The sequence below is a fragment of the Agromyces excoecariae genome, assembly GCF_051715505.1.
In the GTDB taxonomy this organism is placed as follows: domain Bacteria; phylum Actinomycetota; class Actinomycetes; order Actinomycetales; family Microbacteriaceae; genus Agromyces.
Map to the genome: position 1 here is coordinate 86,800 of NZ_JBPSLA010000004.1, position 18,521 is coordinate 105,320.

Genomic DNA, 18,521 nt, shown 5'->3' on the forward strand with positions numbered 1-18,521 from the left:
GTCCGCATCTCACTTAGGCTCGATCAGAGAAATCGCTTTCTCAATCTCGCGGAACGGAGCCTCGATGCGCATCGTCGTCACCGGGTCATCCGGTCGCCTCGGGCGATCGCTCGCGACCGGACTCGACGCCGCCGGGCACGAGGTCGTCGGCCTGGACCGCGCGCCGGCCGGGCTCGACGGCGTCGACGAGCGGACGGTCGACCTCGCGGCGCCCGGAGCCGCCGCCGCGCTGCTCGCCGACCTCCGCCCCGACGCGCTCGTGCACCTCGCCGGCATCGCCGTGCCCTTCAGCGCGCCCGAGCACGACATCCTGCTGACCAACACGGCGCTCGCGTACGACGTGCTCTCGGCCGCGGCATCCGCCCGCGTCGGCTGGGTGCTCGCCGCATCGAGCCCGACCCCCATCGGCTACTCCTCCCCCGGTTGGCGCGCCGCTGGGGTGCCGATCGACGAGACGCATCCGCTCGCCCCGGCGAACGCCTACGCCTTCTCGAAGGTCGTGATCGAGGAGACGGTGCGGATGTTCGCGCGCACCGCCCCCGGCGCGTACGGGTTCTTCCGTCCCTGCTACGTGATCTCGCCCGAGGAGTGGGCGGGTGCGCCCACCCAGCAGGGGCACACCGTCGCTGAACGGCTCGCCGATCCCGCCCTCGCCGCGGTCAGCTTGTTCAACTACGTCGACGCGCGCGACGTCGCCGCGTTCGTCGACGCGTGGCTCGCCGCCCCCGCGAACACGATCGACGGCGAGGGCTTCTTCGTCGGCGCCGCCGACGCGCTCGCCGAGCGCCCCGTCGCCGAGCTGTGGCGCGAGTACGCGCCGGCCCTCGGCCCCGGCGCCGATGCCCTCGTCGGCACGGCGCCCGTCTTCTCGATCGCGAAGGCGAGGGCCAGGCTCGGCTGGTCGCCGTCGCGCGACTGGCGCGCCGAGCTCGCCACGCCCACCGCAGGCCCGTCGTCGAGTGATACCGGTCGCGCCGAGACGGATGGGCCCACCGCCATCACTCGGCGCGAACGGCATCACTCGGCGCAGGGCGCGACGACCACGACCGGAACGAGGACCGCATGACCAGGCCCACCGCCCGCCTCGACTTCGACGGCGTGCTGTTCTTCCCCGTGACCCCGTTCGACCGCGACGGGCGCGTCGACCGCGACGTGCTCGGCGAGCACCTCGAGACTCGCCTCCCGTTCGGCCCGGGCGGCGTGTTCCCGGCCTGCGGCACGGGCGAGTTCCACGCGCTCTCGGCCCGCGAGGCGATCGACGTCGTGCGCACGAGCGTCGACGTCGTCGCCGGCCGCGTCCCCGTGATCGCGGGCGCCGGCGGCCCGCTCGGCCACGCGATCGAGCTCGCACGCGGCGCGGCCGAGGCGGGCGCCGACGGCCTGCTGCTCCTGCCGCCGTACCTCGTGTCGGGCACCACCGACGGGCTCGTCGCCTGGGTCGAGGCGGTGGCCGCGGCATCCGACCTGCCCGTCGTCGTCTACCACCGCGGCACGGCCCGCTACACGGCCGACACCGTCACGCGCCTCGCGGCGAATCCCAAGGTCGTCGGGTTCAAGGACGGCACGGGCGACATCGGCCTCGCGCAGGAGATCGTGCTCGCCGCCGAGTCCGCCGGCCGCGACGACTGGGCGTTCTTCAACGGCCTGCTCACCGCCGAGCTCAGCCAGGGCGCGTACCGCGGCATCGGCATCCCGCTCTACTCGTCGGCCGCGTTCGCGATGATCCCCGAACTCGCAGCACTGCACTACCGGGCCTACGTCGACGGCGACGAGACGACGCGGATGTCGCTGCTGCGCGAGTTCTACACGCCGCTCGTGCGCCTCCGCGACGAGACACCGGGCTTCGGGGTGTCGCTCATCAAGGCGGGACTGCGGCTGCGCGGGCTCCCGGTCGGCTCGGTGCGCCCGCCGCTCGTCGACCCGACGCCCGAGCAGGAGCGGCGCCTCGCCGCGATCCTCGACTGCGGGCTCGCGCTCGTCGAGCTCGGCGGCACGCGCCCGGCCGCGTCGGCGTGCCCGTCGACGGCGCTGGCGGATGCCGCGGGGGCCGCGACGCGGTGACCGCCTCCATCGCGCGCATCGCGACGCGCCCGATCCGCATCCCCCTGCGGCGCCCCTGGGGTCCCGACGTCCGCGACCTCTCCGTGATCGAGGTCGAGGTAGAGGACTCCGACGGCGCGGTCGGCTGGGGCTTCTCGTGGACGCCGAGCATCGGCGCCGCCGCCGTTCGCGCGCACCTCGACCACGACATCCGTGCCTTCGCGCTCGGGCGCGAGGCCGACGCATCCGCGCTCTGGCAGGCGCTGTGGGAGCACCTGCACGAGGGCGGCAGCGGCGGCATCACGACGATCGCGATGGCCGGGCTCGACCTCGCGCTGTGGGACCTCGCGGGCCGGCGAGCCGGCCTGACGCTGACCGACCTCATCGGCCGTCGCCACGAGACCGCGACCGTCTACGGCAGCGGAGTGAACCTGCACTACCCCCTCGACGACCTGGTCGCGCAGGCCGAACGCTGGGTCGAGGCCGGCTTCGGCGCCGTGAAGGTCAAGGTCGGCAGCCTCGACCTCGCGCGCGACATCGAGCGGATCGCGGCGTTGCGCGAGGTGCTCGGCCCCGACCGCGGGCTGATGATCGACGCGAACCAGCGCTGGAGCCTCGAGCAGGCTGAACGCGCGATCGGCGAACTCGCCGCGTTCGACCTCACCTGGATCGAGGAGCCGCTCCGCGCCGACGACCTCGCCGCCCACGTCGAACTGCGCCGCCGCATCGACGTGCCCGTCGCCCTCGGCGAGAACCTGCACACGCACTACCGGTTCGCCGAGTTCATCGACGCCGGCGCCGTCGATCTCGTACAGCCCAACGCGGTGCGAGTGGGCGGCATCACGCCGTTCCTCCGCATCGCCGAGCTCGCCGCCGACCGCGGCGTGGGCCTCGCGCCCCACCTGCTGCTCGAGCTCTCCGCGCAGCTCGCGCTCGCGCTTCCCGGCGAGCACCTCGTCGAGTCCGTCGAGGACGCCTCGTTCGCCGGGCTCGGCGCACTCGCCGCGCCGTCGCCCGTGGCGGTCTCGGGCGCCACGGTGTCCACGACCGGGCAGCCGGGCCTCGGCGTACGCTTCTCGAACGAGCTGACGGATGCCACGGCATCCGTCTCACCCACGGAGGACCGATGATCGACACCGCCGCACCCGCACGCGCCGCCGCCGCACCCGCGACGGCCGGTGACACCACGCGCGAGGAGCTCGACGCGGTCGCCGCCGCCGCACGCCGCGCCTTCGCGGTCACCGTGGCCTCGAGCGCCGCCGAACGTGCCGCCTGGATCCGCGCCGCGGCCGACGCGCTCGACGCCGCCCGCGACGAACTCGTGCCGATCGCCGACGATGAGACGCACCTCGGAACCGCGCGCCTGACCGGCGAGGTCGCCCGCACCACCGCTCAGCTGCGGCTCTTCGCCGACGCGATCCTCGAGGGCTCCTACCTCGAGGCGACGATCGACCATCCCGATGGGACGACGATCCCGCCGCGACCGAACCTCCGCCGCATGCTGCGCCCGCTCGGGCCGGTGGCCGTGTTCGGTGCCTCGAACTTCCCGTTCGCCTTCTCGGTCGCGGGCGGCGACACCGCCTCGGCCCTCGCGGCGGGCTGCCCGGTGATCGTGAAGGGCCATCCCGCGCACCCGCGCCTGTCGGCGCGCACGGCCGAGGTCGTCCGCGACGCGCTCGTCGCGGCCGGCGCACCCGAGGGCGTCTTCGCGCACGTCACCGGGCACGAGACGGGCGTCGCGCTCGTGCAGCACCCGGAGATCCGCGCCGTCGGGTTCACCGGCTCGCTCGGCGGCGGACGCGCGCTCTTCGACCTCGCGCAGCGACGCCCCGACCCGATCCCGTTCTACGGCGAGCTCAGCGCCGTGAACCCCGTGCTCATCACGCCGGCCGCGATCGCGGCCCGCGCCGACGAGCTCGCCACCGGCCTCGCCGGGTCGTTCACGCTCGGCGCCGGCCAGTTCTGCACGAACCCCGGCGTCGTGCTCGTGCCCGCCGGCTCCGGGTTCGGCGAGCGCGTGGCGGCATCCCTCGCTGCCGCCTCCGCCGGCGCGGTGTTCATGCTCACCGACGGCATCGCCGGCGCCTTCGCGTCGGGCGTCGCGCGACTCGGCGCGCACGACGGCGTCGACGTCGTCGCGGGAGACCCCGAGGGGCAGTCACCCGGCACCGGCTCACCCGTCGTGCTCCGCACGACGACCGCGGCCGTGATCGCCGACCCCGACACGCTCCTGCACGAGTGCTTCGGGCCCTCGACCCTGATCGTCGAGTACACGGAGGTCTCGGACGCCCTCGACGCCATGCGCGCCGTCGGCGGCAGCCTCACCGCGACCGTGCACGCCGAACCCGGCGAGGAGCTCGCGCCCATCGTCGACGTGCTCTCCGAGATCGCCGGCCGCGTCCTGTTCGCGGGCTGGCCGACGGGCGTCGCCGTCAGCTGGGCGCAGCAGCACGGCGGGCCGTACCCGTCGAGCACGACGATCCACACCTCGGTCGGCGTCACGGCCATGCGCCGGTTCCTCCGGCCCATCGCCTTCCAGGACGCACCGGATGCCGCGCTGCCGCCCGAGCTCCGCGACGGCAACCCGCTCGGCATCCCGCGTCGCGTCGACGGCGTGCTCGTGCTGCCCGGCGTCGACTCCGGCGACGCCGGCGCCGACTCCGGCGACGCCGCCGGGGCCGCGCCCGCCGCCCGCTGAGCCGCCGCGTGGGCGTCGCCTCCTACCTCGTCGCCGCCACCCCGCCGCGCCTCGCGGTCGGCGGGATCACCATCGCGATCCCCGTGCTCGCGGTCGACCAGGGCGTCGGCGTCGCCGTCGGCGGGCTCCTCGCCTCCGCCGCCCTCGGACCGAGCATCGTCGCGGCCCCGATCGCCGGAGCGATGCTCGACCGCAGTCGACGCCCTGGCGCCCTCGTCGCGGGAGCGGGTCTCGTCATCGCCGCCGCGTACGCGTTCGCGGCGTTCCTCGGGCCGATGCCCGCGTGGGCCGTCGCGATCGCACTGGTCGTCGCCGGCACCGTGACGCCGTTCGTCTTCGGCGGGCTGTCGAGCTTCGTGACCGAGGGCATCCCCGACGAACGCCGCGCGTACGCGATCGACGCGCTCGCCTACAACCTCGGCGCGGTCGCCGGACCGGCCGTGGTCGCGGCCGCAGCAGCCCTCGGTTCGGCGCGCATCGCGACGATCGTGATGGCGGCGAGCGCGCTCGCGGGCGCGGTGGGCACGGTGCCGTTGCGGCTGCATCCGGCCGCGGCATCCCCCCACGACCGACCCTCGTTCCTCGGAACGATCGTGGCCGGGTTCCGGCACATCGCCACGCACCGGCCGCTCGCGGTCATCACGTGGAGCGGCACCCTCAGCCAGTTCGGTTCCGGCGGTCTCGCCATCGCCGCGGTCGCGTTGTCGATCGCCCGCTCGGGCGACGCCGGCGAGGGCGCGATCATCGTCACGTCGTTCGCGATCGGCGGCCTCATCGGCGCGCTGTGGAACTCGCGGCGCCCGCCACGCCGCTCGCCCGAGTGGGTCATGGGCTGGGGATTCGCCGCGACCGGGCTCTGCACGGTCGTCGCCGCGTTCGACCTCGGCCCGGCCTGGGCGATCGCCGCGATCGGCGCCTCGGGGCTGTTCACGGCCCCGAGCGCCGCCGCGATGCTCCTCATCCGCAAGCAGCAGAGCCCGCCCGCGCTGCGCTCGCAGGTCTTCACGGTCGGGGCGGGCCTTCGTGCCGCCGCCGCGGCAGCGGGCGCCGCGGTCGCCGGCCTCGCGGCGGGCGTCGGCGCCGAGGCGCTCATCGTCGCGATCGGCGCCGTCTGGATCGCGTCCGGCGCCATGCTGCTCGCCTACCCGAAGGACGCTCCCGCGATCGACGGGAGTTGAACGCTCGTTCCCCGACTACTGCGGCTCGTTCGTGAAGATCACGTCCTCGTACTCGAACGACGGCGCCGTCTGCATCGTGAGCGACGTGGGGTCGGCGACCGACCATGCCTCGTTCCAGGTGATCGACGAGCCGGGCAGGATGGCCGTGGTCGGCGGGATGCCGACCTGACCGCCCTCGGCGCCGACGTCGAAGATGCGCGTGGCCTCCGTGCCGCCCGACGAGAGCTGCGAGAACACGACCGGCTGCACGTTCTCGGTCGAGTCGTTCTGGATGGTCAGCGTGAACACGATGTTCGCGGCCTGGTCGGCGCCGGCCGACAGGTCGGACGGCGTGAACGGCTCCGGAGCCGAGACCGTCATCGAGACGCCGTTGCTCCACACCATCGTCTCCCCGAACCGGAGCACCTGGCCCTCGGCGGCGTCGTCGCCGGGTTCCTCCGACGCGGGGCCCGTGGGCTCGCCGAACTCCTCCTCGAGCTGGCGGTCGATCTCGTCCTGGATCACACCCGAATCGACGACCTGCCCGAACACCCCGAGGGCGACGACGGCGAACACGATCGTTCCGATGATGCCGCCCACGACCGAGAGGATCAGGCCCGTGATGGCCGGCCACTTCCGGCCCTTGAGGAACAGCGCGATGATCGCGAGCACGAAGGCGATCGGCAGCAGGATGAGGCCCACGACCTGCACGAACGGGATGCACGCGAACACGAACCCGACCGCGGCGATCACCAGCGCCACGATGCCGAGCACGTTCGTCCCGGCGGGTTCGGGCGGCGCGCCCGGTGCGCCAGGGGCACCGCCGTAGGCGGCGTAGCCCGTGTACTCCGCGGGCGGAGCCCCGCCGGATCCGGCCGGTCCGTTCGTCGGCAGCCCCGCGAACGGCGTCGTGTCGGCGTACGGCGAGGCATCGGGCGACGCCTCGCCGCCGAGGGCCGCGGTGTCGTACGGGCGTGTCGCATCCTGCGCTCCCGGCAGCGGCGCCGTGTGCTCGGTCCACTGCGTGCCGTCCCAGTACCGCTGCTGTCCGCGCCCGTCGTCGTACCATCCCGGAGGCGCGCTCGTGGGATCGCTCATGGTCGCGATGATCCCAGCACCCCGGCGCATCCGCTCGGGTACTAAGCCCCACGGGGCGCACCCGGCCGTGAGCGACGGGCGAGCGGATGCCGCGGGCGGCTCAGGCGCCCAGGTCGAGGTCCGCGATCCGCACGGGCTCGCCGGTCTCGAGCGAGCGGTTCCCGGCGATGCCGACCGAGACCGCGCGCACGCCGTCGGCGTAGCCGGCGACGCGACCGAGGGGCGCGTCATCCGTCACCCGGTCGAAGAGGTGCTGCAGCAGGTAGGCGTCGCCGCCGCCGTGGCTGCCGATGCCCTCGGGGATCGGAACGACCTCCGCGCCCTCCCAGTGCCGCTGCAGCACGAGGCGCTCGATGTCGGGCCGCACCTCGTCGACGGGCGAGTGGTCGGGGTGCATGCTCGGGTCGACGACGACCCGGCCGTCCTCGCCGATGAGCACGGCGCCGCGCTCGACCACCTCGAGTTCGGCGCGACCCTCGGTGCCGTTGACCGTGACCCGGTAGCCCTCCCACGGCGCGTGGGCGTTCAGCGAGTAGCTGAGCGTCGCGCCCGAGTCGTAGTCGACGAGCGCCGCGAGGTTGTCCTCGATCGTGATGCCCTCGTCGAACACGTCGCGATCGCGGAGGTATCCGTCGTGGTGCTCCTGGTCGAGGTAGAGCTCCGTGAGGCGCGCGTCGGCGGCGAGGTCGAGCGAGAAGGGCCCGCCGGCCTCGCCCGCTCCCGTGCCGCGGACCGGCCGCTCGCCGAGTCCGCGCGCCGCCGCGTTCTCGGCGCCGTAGAAGCGGAGCCCGCCGCTGGCGAACACCCGCACCGGCGTCGCGCCGATCCACCAGTTCACGAGGTCGAAGTGATGCGAGGCCTTGTGGATGAACAGGCCGCCCGAGTTGGCCTTGTCGCGGTGCCAGCGGCGGAAGTAGTCGGCGCCGTGCACGGTGTCGAGCGCCCATTCGAAGTGCACGCTCGTGACGGCGCCGATGCGACCCTCGGCGATGACCCGGCGCAGCGTGGAGTTGCGCGGGCTGTAGCGGTAGTTGAACGTCGTGATGACCTCGCGACCGGTCTCGACGATCGCGGCGCCGATGCGACGCACGCTCTCGGCGTCGATCGTCAGCGGCTTCTCGACGACCACGTCGGCACCCGCGCGCAGCGCGCGCACGATGAACTGCGCATGCGTGACGTCCGGCGTCGTGATGACGACGCGGTCGAGTCGCTCCTCGGCGATCATGCGCTCGAGGTCGTCGACGTCGTAGCGCGCGGGCGACGGATGCCCCGCCGCGACGACCTCGCGCTCGTAGACGTCGAGCCGGCCCGGGTTCACGTCGGCCCACGCGACGAGCTCGGCGACCTCGGGCACGCGCTCGGCGCCGAGCACGGTGCCGCTCATCGCCCCGATGTACATGCCCGCACGGCTGCCCGCGCCGATGAGTCCGTACCGTTCCCGCTGCGTCATCGCTGCTCCACTCGCTGGTCCTGCCATCCGCATGCCGCCCCCGCGCGAACACTCCGGGAAAGCGCTATCTCACTACGGTAGCATTGCGTCATCCGGGCACCCCGCGGCCGCGACGTCCGCGGCATCCGTCGCCCTCGGCGATAGCATGGGGCGCCTGCCAGAGCCTCGCGAGAGTGCCTCACGGATACGGAGGACGCATGACCGACGACGCCGTCGAGAACCGGCGCACCGCGCCCGCGACCCTGCACGACGTGGCCCGCGAGGCGGGCGTCTCCCTGGCCACCGCGTCCCGCTCGCTGAACGGCAGCACCCGCAAGGTCAACGAGGAGTACCGCCAGCGGGTGCTCGCCGCCGCCGCGAAGCTCAACTACTCCCCCAACCTGTCGGCGCAGGCCGTCGCACGCGGCAGCACGACGACCGTCGCGCTCCTCGTCGCCGACATCGCCGACCCCTACTTCTCGCAGATGGCGGCCGGCGTCGTCCGCGAGGCCGATCGCGAACGCCTCATCGTCACGATGGCCGCGACCGAGCGCGACACCGAGCGCGAGCTCGACCTCGTCCGCACGCTGCGCGGCCAGCGGCCCCGCGTCATGATCCTCGCCGCCTCGCGTCGCGAGGACGACCCGAACAACGACGCCCTCGAAGCCGAACTGCACGCGTTCGAATCCAACGGCGGCCGCGTCGCGTTCGTCAGCAGCGCTGCCGGGGCGTTCCGCGCCGTGCAACTCGACAACCGCGCCGGCGCCGAGGCGCTCGCACGCGAGCTGACCGGGATCGGCTATCGCCGTTTCGCCGCGGTCACGGGGGCCGAGGGCATCCGCACGGCCGACGAGCGCCTCGCGGGATTCCGCGCCGGACTCGAGGCGGGCGGAGGCACGCTCGATCGAATCGTGCGATCGGCGTTCACGCGCGACGGCGGATACGAGGGCATGACGCAGCTCATCGACGACGGGCTCGACGGCATCGAGCTCGTCTTCGCCGGCAACGACGTCATGGCCGTCGGCGCGATGTCGGCCATCCGCGACGCCGGGCTCACCCCCGGTACGGATGTCGCGATCGCCGGCTTCGACGACATCCCCACGGTGCGCGACGTCACCCCGCCGCTCACGACCGTCCGGATCCCGCTCGAGGAGGTCGGCCGCCGCGCCCTGCGGCTCGCGCTCGACGAGCCGGGCGCGGTCGACGACACGCCGGTGCAGACCGAGGTCGTGCTGCGCGAGTCGACGCCGCCGCGCGGCTGACACGGCATCCGCACGCCGCCCCGCCGCTGCGCCGCCGCGCCGCTGCGCCGCCGCACTGCGCCGCCCGCGCACCCTTCTGGCCCCCCTCGCGCACCCCCGTCGGGAGGAACTTCCGGCGGCACCCGGCGAGTCGCGCGGCGACACGCCGGGGATGGACCGGAATCTCCTCCCGAAGACCGATCGACCCGCCGGGGTGTTGCGCGAACCGCGATACGTGCCATACACTCGGGTAAACGCTTTCCCGCAGCGGCGCGGCGGCCGGGCCACGAGGTCCGGGCAGTCGACCGCTCCCGGCACCGAAGAGGAACCACCGTGGCAGACGCGACGACCCCGAAGACCATCGGCATCATCATGAACGGCGTCTCCGGCCGCATGGGCTACCGCCAGCACCTCGTGCGCTCGATCCTGGCGATCCGCGAGCAGGGCGGCGTGCTCCTCGCCGACGGCGAGACCCGCGTGCAGGTCGAGCCGATCCTCGTCGGCCGCAGCGAGAAGAAGCTCGCCGACCTCGCCGCCAAGCACGGCATCGAGCACTACTCGACCGACCTCGACGCCGTGCTCGCCGACGACCGCTGGCCGATCTACGCCGACTTCCTCGTGACGAAGGCTCGCTCCGCAGCGATCACGAAGGCCATCGCGGCCGGCAAGGCGATCTACACCGAGAAGCCGACCGCCGAGAGCTACGCCGAGGCGCTCGAACTCGCGCGCCTCGCGCAGGACGCCGGCGTGAAGAACGGCGTCGTGCACGACAAGCTCTACCTGCCCGGCCTGCGCAAGCTCAAGCGCCTCGTCGACTCGGGCTTCTTCGGGCGGATCCTCAGCGTCCGCGGCGAGTTCGGCTACTGGGTGTTCGAGGGCGACTGGCACCCGTCGCAGCGTCCGAGCTGGAACTACCGGGCCGAGGACGGCGGCGGCATCGTCGTCGACATGTTCCCGCACTGGAACTACGTGCTGGAGAACACCTTCGGCCGGGTCGAGTCCGTCTACGCCAAGGCCGTGACCGAGATCACCGAGCGCGTCGACGAGAAGGGCGCGCGGTACACCGCGACCGCCGACGACGCCGCTTACGCGATCTTCGAGCTCGAGGGCGGCGTGACCGCGCAGCTCAACTCCAGCTGGACCACGCGCGTCAACCGCGACGAGCTCGTCGAGTTCCAGGTCGACGGGACGCTCGGCTCGGCCGTCGTCGGCCTCTTCGGCTGCAAGATCCAACCGCGCAACGCGACGCCGAAGCCGGTCTGGAACCCCGACCTCGCCGACGACCACGACTACGCCCACGACTGGATCGAGGTGCCGACCACCGAGGAGTTCGAGAACGGATTCAAGACCCAGTGGGAGGACTTCATCCGCCACGTCGTCGAGGACGCCCCGAACACCTACGACTTCCTCGCCGGTGCGCGCGGCATGCTGCTCGCCGAACTCGGCCTCGAGTCGTCGAAGACCGGCCGCCGCATCGACGTGCCCGAGGTCACGCTCGACGTGGGCGTCGAGGCCGCGGATGCCGCGGCATCCGGCGCCGATGAGGCGAGCGAGCTGACGGAGGCGCGCTGATCATGACCACGCTCACGCTGCTGGGGGCGGATGGCGCGACCCGCGCCGTCCCGCTGAACCCGCCGCCGGCGTTCGCGAAGCCGCGCCGCCCGCTCGCCTCGCGCGTAGCCTACGCGGCCGCCCACGTCGTGCCGAAGGCGCACGCCGACAACACGCCGGGGCAGCCGGCCGAGATCGACTGGGACGCCACGCTCGCCTTCCGTCACCACGTGTGGTCGTGGGGCCTCGGCGTCGCCGACGCCATGGACACCGCGCAGCGCAACATGGGCCTCGACGCGGCCGCGACGCGGGAGCTCATCTCGCGGAGCGCCGCCGAGGCGGCCTCGGCGGGCGGCGCGCTCGTGGTCGGCGTCAACACCGACCACCTCGACGACGAGCACATCTCGCTCGAGCAGGTCATCGACGCGTACACCGAGCAGCTCCACCACGCCGAGGATGCCGGCGCCGGCGCCGTGCTCATGGCGAGCCGCCACCTGGCGCGCGCCGCGCAGAGCGCCGACGACTACCGCCGCGTGTACCGCGAGGTGCTCTCGAAGGCGGGTGCGCCGGTGGTGCTGCACTGGCTCGGCACCGCGTTCGACCCCGCGCTCGAGGGCTACTTCGGGTCGACCGACACGGATGCCGCGGCCGGAACGCTCCTCCAGGTCATCGAGGCGAACCGCGACAAGGTGCAGGGCGTGAAGATGAGCCTGCTCGACGCGGACGCCGAGATCGCCGTGCGTCGCCGCCTGCCGGAGAGCGCCCGCATGTTCACGGGCGACGACTTCCACTACGTGGGACTCATCGAGGGCGACGACGAGGGCCACTCCGACGCGCTGCTCGGCGCGTTCGCGGCGCTCGCGCCGAACGCCTCGGCGGCGATCCAGGCGCTCGACCGCGACGACGTCGACGAGTACCGCCGCATCCTCGGCCCGACCGAGGAGCTCTCGCGCCAGGTCTTCGCCGCCCCGACGTACTACTACAAGACGGGCGTCGCGTTCCTGTCGTGGCTCAACGGCCACCAGGCCGCGTTCCAGATGGTCGGCGGCCTGCACGCCGCGCGCAGCCTCCCGCACCTCTCGCGCATCGTCGAGCTCGCGAACGCCTCGGGCGCGCTCGAGCGCCCGGAGCTCGCGGCCGCGCGCTGGCATGAGCTCCTGACGATCAACGGCGTCGACACGACGGTGACGGATGCCGCGGCACCCGCTCCGGCGGACGAAGCCGCCGATGCCGCCACCGCCGTCGCCCGCGGCACCGACGCGGACGCGGACGCGACGCCGCAGGCGGTCCACGCATGAGCGCGCACCCCCGCCTCTCGCTGAACCAGGCGACGATCAAGCACGCGACGCTGCAGGAAGCGCTCGACGTCACCGCCGCCGGCGGGTACCAGGCCATCGGCCTGTGGCGCGAGCCGGTCGCCGCGGTCGGCCTCGCCGAGGCATCCGCTCGCCTCACCGACTCGGGGCTGCGCTTCACGAGCCTCTGCCGTGGAGGCTTCTTCACGATGCCCGAGGGTCCGGAGCGTCGCGCGTCGATCGACGACAACCGCCGCGCGATCGAGGAGACCGCGACGCTCGCCGCCGCGGGTGCGACCGGCTCGACGTCGGTGCTCGTGCTCGTGGCGGGCGGCCTGCCGGAGGGCTCGACCGACCTCGTCGGCGCGCGGGCCCGCGTCGCCGACGCCCTCGCCGAGCTGGTTCCGGATGCCGCGGCCGCGGGCGTGCAGCTCTCGATCGAGCCGCTCCACCCGATGTACGCGTCCGACCGCGCCGTCGTGTCGACGCTGAAGCAGGCGCTCGACCTCGCCGCACCGTTCGCCCCGGAGACCGTGGGCGTCGAGGTCGACACGTTCCACGTCTGGTGGGACCCGGAGGTGCTCGACCAGGTCGCGCGCGCCGGACGCGAGGGTCGCATCGCGAGCTACCAGGTGTGCGACTGGAAGGCCCCGCTCCCGGCCGACGTGCTGCTCTCCCGCCACTACCCCGGCGACGGCGTGATCGACTTCGCGACGTTCACCCGGGCGGTCGAGGCGACGGGCTACGACCGCGACATCGAGGTCGAGCTCTTCAACGCCGACATCTGGGCGACGCCGTACGCTGAGGTCGTCGCGCGCACCGCGGCATCGTTCGACCGCATCGTGGCGCCGCACCTCGCGGCCGCCCCGGTGCCCGAGCCCGCCCCCGCCGCGGCACCTGCTGCGGCATCCGCCCCGACCCCCGCCGGCTGACGCCGGCCGCCTGCCCCCGCCGCGTCGCCCCGACCGGTCGAAGATCCCGAGGATGCGACCGATCGGGGCGACGCGTCTCCGACGAGCGAACGCGGCGCCGCACCCCGAACCGCCGCACCCGCCCACCGAACCGCCGAACCCGCAGAGAGCCGAGCACCGCGATGACGCAGACCGCCCGCATCACCGTCCACCCGTCCTTCGTCGTCGGCGAGATCGACCGGCGCATCTTCGGATCGTTCGTCGAGCACCTCGGCCGCGCGGTCTACACCGGGGTCTTCGAGCCCGGGCACCCGACGGCCGACGACGACGGGTTCCGCGGCGACGTCATCGAGCTCACGCGCGCGCTCGGCACGAGCCTCGTGCGCTACCCCGGCGGCAACTTCGTCTCGAACTACTCCTGGGAGGACGGCGTCGGCCCCGTCGAGGGTCGCCCGACGCGCATCGACCTCGCGTGGCGCACGATCGAGCCGAACACGTTCGGCACCGACGAGTTCATGCGCTGGGCGCGCAAGGCCGAGGTCGAGCCGATGATGGCCGTGAACCTCGGCACGAGGGGGGCGGATGCCGCGGCGAACCTCGTCGAGTACTGCAACGTCGCCGGCGGCACCGCGTGGAGCGACCGTCGCCGGGCGAACGGCGCAGAGGAGCCGTACGGCGTCAAGCTCTGGTGCCTCGGCAACGAGATGGACGGCCCGTGGCAGATCGGCCACAAGACCGCCGACGACTACGGCAAGCTCGCGAGCCAGGCCGCGCAGGCCATGCGGCGCGTCGACCCGTCGATCGAGTTCGTGGTGTGCGGGTCGTCGAGCCGCGAGATGCCGACGTTCGGCGAGTGGGAGCGCGTGGTCCTCGAGCACACGTTCGACGACGTCGACTACATCTCGGTGCACGCGTACTACCAGGAGCGGGGCGGAGACCGGGCGTCGTTCCTCGGCTCGGCGGCATCCTTCGAGGCCTTCATGCACGAGGTGGTCGCGACGGCCGACGCGGTTGCCGCACGCCGCCACTCCGCCAAGCGCCTGAAGCTCTCGGTCGACGAGTGGAACGTCTGGTACATCGACGAGTTCGCGGGCGAGGACCACCTCGAGCTGCTCGAGCAGCCGCGACTCATCGAGGACGTGTACTCGGGGCTCGACGCCGTGGTCGCCGGCGACCTGCTCGCGACCCTCATCCGCAACGCCGACCGCGTCGCGATCGCGTGCCTCGCGCAGCTCGTGAACGTGATCGCGCCGATGCTCACCGAGCCCGGCGGCGACGCGTGGAAGCAGACCACGTTCCATCCGATCGCGCTCACCGCCGCGCACGCGCGGGGCGTCGCGCTCGACGCGCGCGTCGACGGGCCGATCCTCCCGACGGACACGCACGGCGAGGTCGCCGGCCTCTCGGCTACCGTGACGTGGGATGCCGATGGTGGCTCGCTCGTGGCGATCCTCGTGAACCGCACGGCCGACCCGGTCGACGCGGTCGTGGAACACCTGGGTTTCGCCGACGTGGGCCTCGTCGAGGCATCCGTCATCGTCGCGGACGACAACGTGCGCGGCGCGTCGTCGACGGATGCCGCGGTCGACCTCGCCGCGCGCGGCGCCGCCTCCGCACCGCGCCCGCTCGAGCGGATCTCGACCGCGGGCGACGCGACGACCGTGCCGCTGCCGCCTGAGTCGTGGGCCCTCGTGCGATTCACGGCCCGGGTCGCGTAGCGGCTCCGCCCGCCGGCCCGCCGGCCCGCCGACCCGCCGACCCGCCGACCCGCCGACCCGCCGACCCGCCGACCCGCCGACCCGCCGACCCGCCGACCCGCCGACCCGCCGGGAGGAAGTTGCGCCCGACACGCCGTGCACGAGCCTGCGACACGCCGATCGCGCCCGAGAAGTTCCTCCCGAGCGAGCGGCGGCACGACGCGCGCCCCGCCGGCACCGGCCCGCCGTGGCTCGGCACTGCGCGCAGCGCGGCGCAGCGCCGCCGGGAGCCGGCGCCCCCTACGCCGACTGCACCCGGTGCAGCTCGGCGTACCGTCCGCCCCGCGCGACGAGTTCGTCGTGCGATCCGATCTCGACGACGCGCCCGCGCTCGAGCACCACGATGCGGTCGGCCGACCGGATCGTCGAGAGCCGGTGCGCGACGACGAGCGTCGTGCGCCCCCGCATGAGGCGGCCGAGCGCGTCGCGAACCTTCGCCTCCGAGGCAGGGTCGAGCGCGCTCGTCGCCTCGTCGAGGATCAGGACGCGCGGGTCGCGCACGAGGGCACGCGCGATCGAGAGTCGTTGCCGCTGGCCGCCCGAGAGTCGTGCGCCGCGTTCGCCGACGACGGTGTCCCAGCCGTCGGGCTGCGCCTCGACGATCTCGAGCGCATTGGCGTCGCGCAGCGCGGCGAGCACGCGCTCGTCCGCGACCTCACCGAGTCCGTAGACGATGTTGTCGCGGATCGTGCCCTCGAAGAGGACGGACTCCTGCGGCACGACCGAGACGAACCGGCGGAACGTGCGGAGGTCGAGCTCCTCCGTGTCGACGCCGTCGAGCAGCACGCGTCCGCGCGTGGGCCGCAGGAAGCCGAGCACGAGGTTCAGCAGGGTCGACTTGCCCGAGCCCGACGAGCCCACGAACGCGACGGTCTCCCCCGGGCGGACGTCGAGGTCGATCCCGTCCAGCGCGGGCGGCTCGCCGAACTCGTACCGCACCTCGGCCCCGTCGAGGCGGATGCCGCCGTCGACGCGTTGCACGGCACGCTTGCCCTCGTTGAACTCGAGGTCGGGTTCCTGCAGCACCTCGGCGATCGACCGGATCGACTCGGTGCCGCGCGCGATGATCGGCAGCAGCATCAGCAGGCCGGTGGCCGCCGACGTGAGCAGCGCGAAGTAGGAGCTCAGCAGCACCACCTGCCCGGCGGTGATGGGCAGCCACCCGGCGATCGAGATCCAGGCGGCGAGCACGAGGCATCCGACCCCGAGGAGCTGCAGCGTCACCCACGACAGCGACGCGAAGCGGCCGTTGAGCAGGTCGAGCCGCAGGCCGGCCGAGCGCACGCCCTCGGCCCCGGTCGCCACGCGATCCACCGCGACGTGCTCGAGGCCGTGCGCCCGGGTGATGGGCAGCAGGGTCGCCATCTCGCCGACGCGCGCCGAGAACTGCTCGACCTCGAGCCGGAAGCGCTCGTTGCGCACCCGGCTGCGGCGGTTCAGGATGGCGCGCAGCAGCACCGCGAGCGGGATCGCGAGGGCGTACACCGGCAGGAACTGCGGCACGTTGGTCGCGGTCATCACGATGGCGCCCATCAGCACCATGGTCGCCGAGAGCAGCGGATGCGCCGTCTGCTGGAGCATGACCTCGATGTTCTCGACGTCGCGCACGACCTTGGTCTGCACGATCGCCGAGTTCGAGCGCGTGTGGAACCCGATCGAGAGCGCCTGGAGCCGTGCGGCGAGGGCGTTCCTGAGGTCGCGGCCGATGTCGCGCACGGCGCCCATGAAGAGCTTCGTGTACGCGACGTGGTTCGGGTAGTTCTGGAGGAGTGCGACGATCGCGATGCCCGCCCACAGAGCGAGCTCGCGGAGCGGACCGCCGGCGACGACCACGTCGATGATCTCGGCAGTGACCGCGGGCATGAGCCAGAGCGGGGTGTCCTTCAGGGCGAAGAAAGCGACGGATGCCGCGACGCGACCCCGATGCATGGCGAGCAGCCGCAGCACCGAGCGTCCGGGCCGTCGTCCGTCGATGGCCCGCTCGATTTCGGAAAGCGCTTGCCCATGCATGGTCCGATTCTGCCGCTGTTCGGGGCCGCCCGCCAGTCCTCGGCGACGTCCCCCGAACGGGTGGGAGCGCTCTCCGCCCCGAATGCCGGGAGTTACGGAAGCGTTACCAACAATTGTTGGGGCCTCTGGCGATAAGGAGGAATATGGCCCGTGCCACCGCCGATGATGACGGTGACACCCGGAGGGGTCGACCTCACCTTGCTAGGGGAGAGACATGAGAACGACATCCTTGGTCTCCGCCGTCGCAGTCGCGGGCGCGTCAGCGCTGCTGCTGGCGGCCTGTTCGAGCGGTGATTCCGGTGGTGGATCAGGTGGTGGAGACGCGGCTGCGGCACGCGCATGCGTGATCCTGCCGGATGCGGCGTCGTCGCCGCGCTGGGAGAACTTCGACCGCAAGTACCTCGAGGAGGGACTCTCGGACGCCGGCTTCGAGACCGACATCCAGAACGCGCAGGGCGACACGAACAAGTACGCCACGATCGCCGACCAGCAGCTCAGCAAGGGCTGCGGCGTGATGCTGCTCGTCGACTACAACGGCGCCGGCGCCGCCGTGGCCGAGAAGGCGACGGCCGAGGGCATCCCGGTCATCGCGTACGACCGCTCGATCGAGGGCGCCGACTACTACGTGTCGTTCGACAACGTCGAGGTCGGACGACTCGAGGGCCAGTCGATCCTCGACGGCCTCGCGGCCGCAGGCAAGGACCCGGCCGAGGCGGTCGTGGTCTACATGGGCGGCGACCCGTCCGACAACAACGCGAAGATGTTCCACGACGGTGCCGTCGAGGTCATGGAGGCCGAGGGCATCACGCCGGCCGCCGAGCCGCCGGGCGTGTGGGACGGCGACAAGTCCGCGACGAACTTCGAGCAGGCGCTGACCTCGCTCGACGGCAAGGTCGACGCGGTCTGGGTCGCGAACGACACCAACGCCGCGGGCGTCATCACGGTCCTCGACAAGAACAACCTCGTCGTGCCGGTGTCCGGCCAGGACGCCTCGATCGCGGGCCTGCAGAACGTGCTGCTCGGCAAGCAGACCGCCACGGTCTACAAGCCGGTCAAGCTCGAGGCCGAGGCCGCCGTCGACCTCGCGGTGCAGCTGCTGAACGGCGAGACGCCCGACGACCCCGGTCTCGAGGACCCGTACGGCACGCCGTACTTCGCGGTCACCCCGCAGCTCGTCGGACCGGAAGAGGTCATCGACGTGGTCGATGCCGGTGACGCCGACCCGGCCGAGCTCTGCCAGGGCGAGGTCGAGGCCAAGTGCACCGAGTACGGCATCCAGTGACGATCGGTCACGGCCGGCGCTAGCCGGCTGCATCATCCATCCGTCCCGGGTC

The 18,521-nt window shown here is 73.0% G+C and carries 14 protein-coding genes; 11 read left to right on the plus strand and 3 right to left on the minus strand.

Going from position 1 to position 18,521, the window contains the following annotated elements; genetic code table 11:
- Positions 1-64: 64 nt before the first annotated feature.
- The 5 genes from ACSJD1_RS05200 to ACSJD1_RS05220 are packed head-to-tail and all read left to right on the plus strand — an operon-like array spanning position 65 to position 5,916.
- A complete protein-coding gene (locus ACSJD1_RS05200) occupies positions 65-1,066 on the plus strand; it encodes an NAD-dependent epimerase/dehydratase family protein (protein WP_438854250.1) in 1,002 nt (333 codons plus the stop codon).
- Complete coding sequence (locus ACSJD1_RS05205; RefSeq protein ID WP_438854251.1) at positions 1,063-2,061, plus strand: 5-dehydro-4-deoxyglucarate dehydratase; 999 nt, start codon at positions 1,063-1,065, stop codon at positions 2,059-2,061. The genes ACSJD1_RS05200 and ACSJD1_RS05205 overlap by 4 nt, the downstream gene beginning before the upstream one ends.
- Positions 2,058-3,170, plus strand: coding sequence for a mandelate racemase/muconate lactonizing enzyme family protein (locus ACSJD1_RS05210; protein WP_438854252.1), 1,113 nt, complete (start codon positions 2,058-2,060; stop codon positions 3,168-3,170). Before ACSJD1_RS05205 ends, ACSJD1_RS05210 begins: the two co-directional genes overlap by 4 nt.
- Positions 3,167-4,738, plus strand: a complete 1,572-nt coding sequence (locus ACSJD1_RS05215) for an aldehyde dehydrogenase (NADP(+)) (RefSeq protein ID WP_438854253.1) — start codon at positions 3,167-3,169, stop codon at positions 4,736-4,738. Before ACSJD1_RS05210 ends, ACSJD1_RS05215 begins: the two co-directional genes overlap by 4 nt.
- 8 nt (positions 4,739-4,746) lie before the next feature.
- Entirely contained in the window at positions 4,747-5,916 is a 1,170-nt protein-coding gene (locus ACSJD1_RS05220) for an MFS transporter (RefSeq protein ID WP_438854254.1), read from the plus strand.
- Between the two features lie 15 nt (positions 5,917-5,931).
- Here ACSJD1_RS05220 and ACSJD1_RS05225 read toward each other — a convergent pair whose 3' ends face one another.
- The gene (locus tag ACSJD1_RS05225; RefSeq protein ID WP_438854255.1) at positions 5,932-6,993 is read right to left on the minus strand and encodes a DUF2510 domain-containing protein; all 1,062 of its coding nucleotides are present in this window, start codon (positions 6,991-6,993) and stop codon (positions 5,932-5,934) included.
- A 100-nt stretch (positions 6,994-7,093) separates the two neighbouring features.
- Positions 7,094-8,443, minus strand: coding sequence for a Gfo/Idh/MocA family protein (locus tag ACSJD1_RS05230; protein ID WP_438854256.1), 1,350 nt, complete (start codon positions 8,441-8,443; stop codon positions 7,094-7,096).
- A 197-nt stretch (positions 8,444-8,640) separates the two neighbouring features.
- On the opposite strand from ACSJD1_RS05230, the gene ACSJD1_RS05235 reads away from it, so the two are divergent.
- The 5 genes from ACSJD1_RS05235 to arfA all read left to right on the plus strand — a co-directional run bounded on the left by ACSJD1_RS05235 (position 8,641) and on the right by arfA (position 15,138).
- Entirely contained in the window at positions 8,641-9,684 is a 1,044-nt protein-coding gene (locus ACSJD1_RS05235; protein WP_438854257.1) for a LacI family DNA-binding transcriptional regulator, read from the plus strand.
- 351 nt (positions 9,685-10,035) lie between these two features.
- Positions 10,036-11,235 (plus strand): Gfo/Idh/MocA family protein, encoded by a 1,200-nt coding sequence (locus ACSJD1_RS05240; protein ID WP_438854555.1) that lies wholly within the window; start codon positions 10,036-10,038, stop codon positions 11,233-11,235.
- 2 nt (positions 11,236-11,237) lie between these two features.
- On the plus strand, positions 11,238-12,512 hold the full coding sequence (locus ACSJD1_RS05245) for a DUF993 family protein (protein ID WP_438854258.1): 1,275 nt from the start codon (positions 11,238-11,240) through the stop codon (positions 12,510-12,512).
- Positions 12,509-13,441, plus strand: coding sequence for a sugar phosphate isomerase/epimerase family protein (locus tag ACSJD1_RS05250; protein ID WP_438854259.1), 933 nt, complete (start codon positions 12,509-12,511; stop codon positions 13,439-13,441). Before ACSJD1_RS05245 ends, ACSJD1_RS05250 begins: the two co-directional genes overlap by 4 nt.
- Before the next feature lie 161 nt (positions 13,442-13,602).
- Positions 13,603-15,138 carry an arabinosylfuranosidase ArfA gene (gene arfA, locus ACSJD1_RS05255; protein ID WP_438854260.1) on the plus strand — a complete coding sequence of 512 codons (1,536 nt, stop codon included), beginning with the start codon at positions 13,603-13,605 and terminating at the stop codon, positions 15,136-15,138.
- Between the two features lie 279 nt (positions 15,139-15,417).
- On the opposite strand, the gene ACSJD1_RS05260 is transcribed toward arfA, so the two are convergent.
- Positions 15,418-17,187 (minus strand): ABC transporter ATP-binding protein, encoded by a 1,770-nt coding sequence (locus ACSJD1_RS05260; RefSeq protein WP_438854261.1) that lies wholly within the window; start codon positions 17,185-17,187, stop codon positions 15,418-15,420.
- A gap of 214 nt (positions 17,188-17,401) precedes the next feature.
- Here ACSJD1_RS05260 and ACSJD1_RS05265 point away from each other — a divergent pair, with 214 nt between their 5' ends.
- A complete protein-coding gene (locus tag ACSJD1_RS05265) occupies positions 17,402-18,469 on the plus strand; it encodes a sugar ABC transporter substrate-binding protein (protein WP_438854262.1) in 1,068 nt (355 codons plus the stop codon).
- The last annotated feature ends 52 nt before the right edge of the window (positions 18,470-18,521 follow it).

Excerpts from the sequence above, each read along its gene's own strand:
- ACSJD1_RS05200 (WP_438854250.1), top strand. The coding sequence starts at position 65 with ATGCGCATCGTCGTCACCGGGTCATCCGGTCGCCTCGGGCGATCGCTC.
- ACSJD1_RS05205 (WP_438854251.1), top strand. The coding sequence starts at position 1,063 with ATGACCAGGCCCACCGCCCGCCTCGACTTCGACGGCGTGCTGTTCTTC.
- ACSJD1_RS05215 (WP_438854253.1), top strand. The coding sequence starts at position 3,167 with ATGATCGACACCGCCGCACCCGCACGCGCCGCCGCCGCACCCGCGACG.
- ACSJD1_RS05225 (WP_438854255.1), bottom strand. The coding sequence starts at position 6,993 with ATGAGCGATCCCACGAGCGCGCCTCCGGGATGGTACGACGACGGGCGC.
- ACSJD1_RS05230 (WP_438854256.1), bottom strand. The coding sequence starts at position 8,443 with ATGACGCAGCGGGAACGGTACGGACTCATCGGCGCGGGCAGCCGTGCG.
- ACSJD1_RS05235 (WP_438854257.1), top strand. The coding sequence starts at position 8,641 with ATGACCGACGACGCCGTCGAGAACCGGCGCACCGCGCCCGCGACCCTG.
- ACSJD1_RS05240 (WP_438854555.1), top strand. The coding sequence starts at position 10,036 with ATGAACGGCGTCTCCGGCCGCATGGGCTACCGCCAGCACCTCGTGCGC.
- ACSJD1_RS05245 (WP_438854258.1), top strand. The coding sequence starts at position 11,238 with ATGACCACGCTCACGCTGCTGGGGGCGGATGGCGCGACCCGCGCCGTC.
- ACSJD1_RS05250 (WP_438854259.1), top strand. The coding sequence starts at position 12,509 with ATGAGCGCGCACCCCCGCCTCTCGCTGAACCAGGCGACGATCAAGCAC.
- arfA (WP_438854260.1), top strand. The coding sequence starts at position 13,603 with ATGACGCAGACCGCCCGCATCACCGTCCACCCGTCCTTCGTCGTCGGC.
- ACSJD1_RS05260 (WP_438854261.1), bottom strand. The coding sequence starts at position 17,187 with ATGCATGGGCAAGCGCTTTCCGAAATCGAGCGGGCCATCGACGGACGA.
- ACSJD1_RS05265 (WP_438854262.1), top strand. The coding sequence starts at position 17,402 with ATGAGAACGACATCCTTGGTCTCCGCCGTCGCAGTCGCGGGCGCGTCA.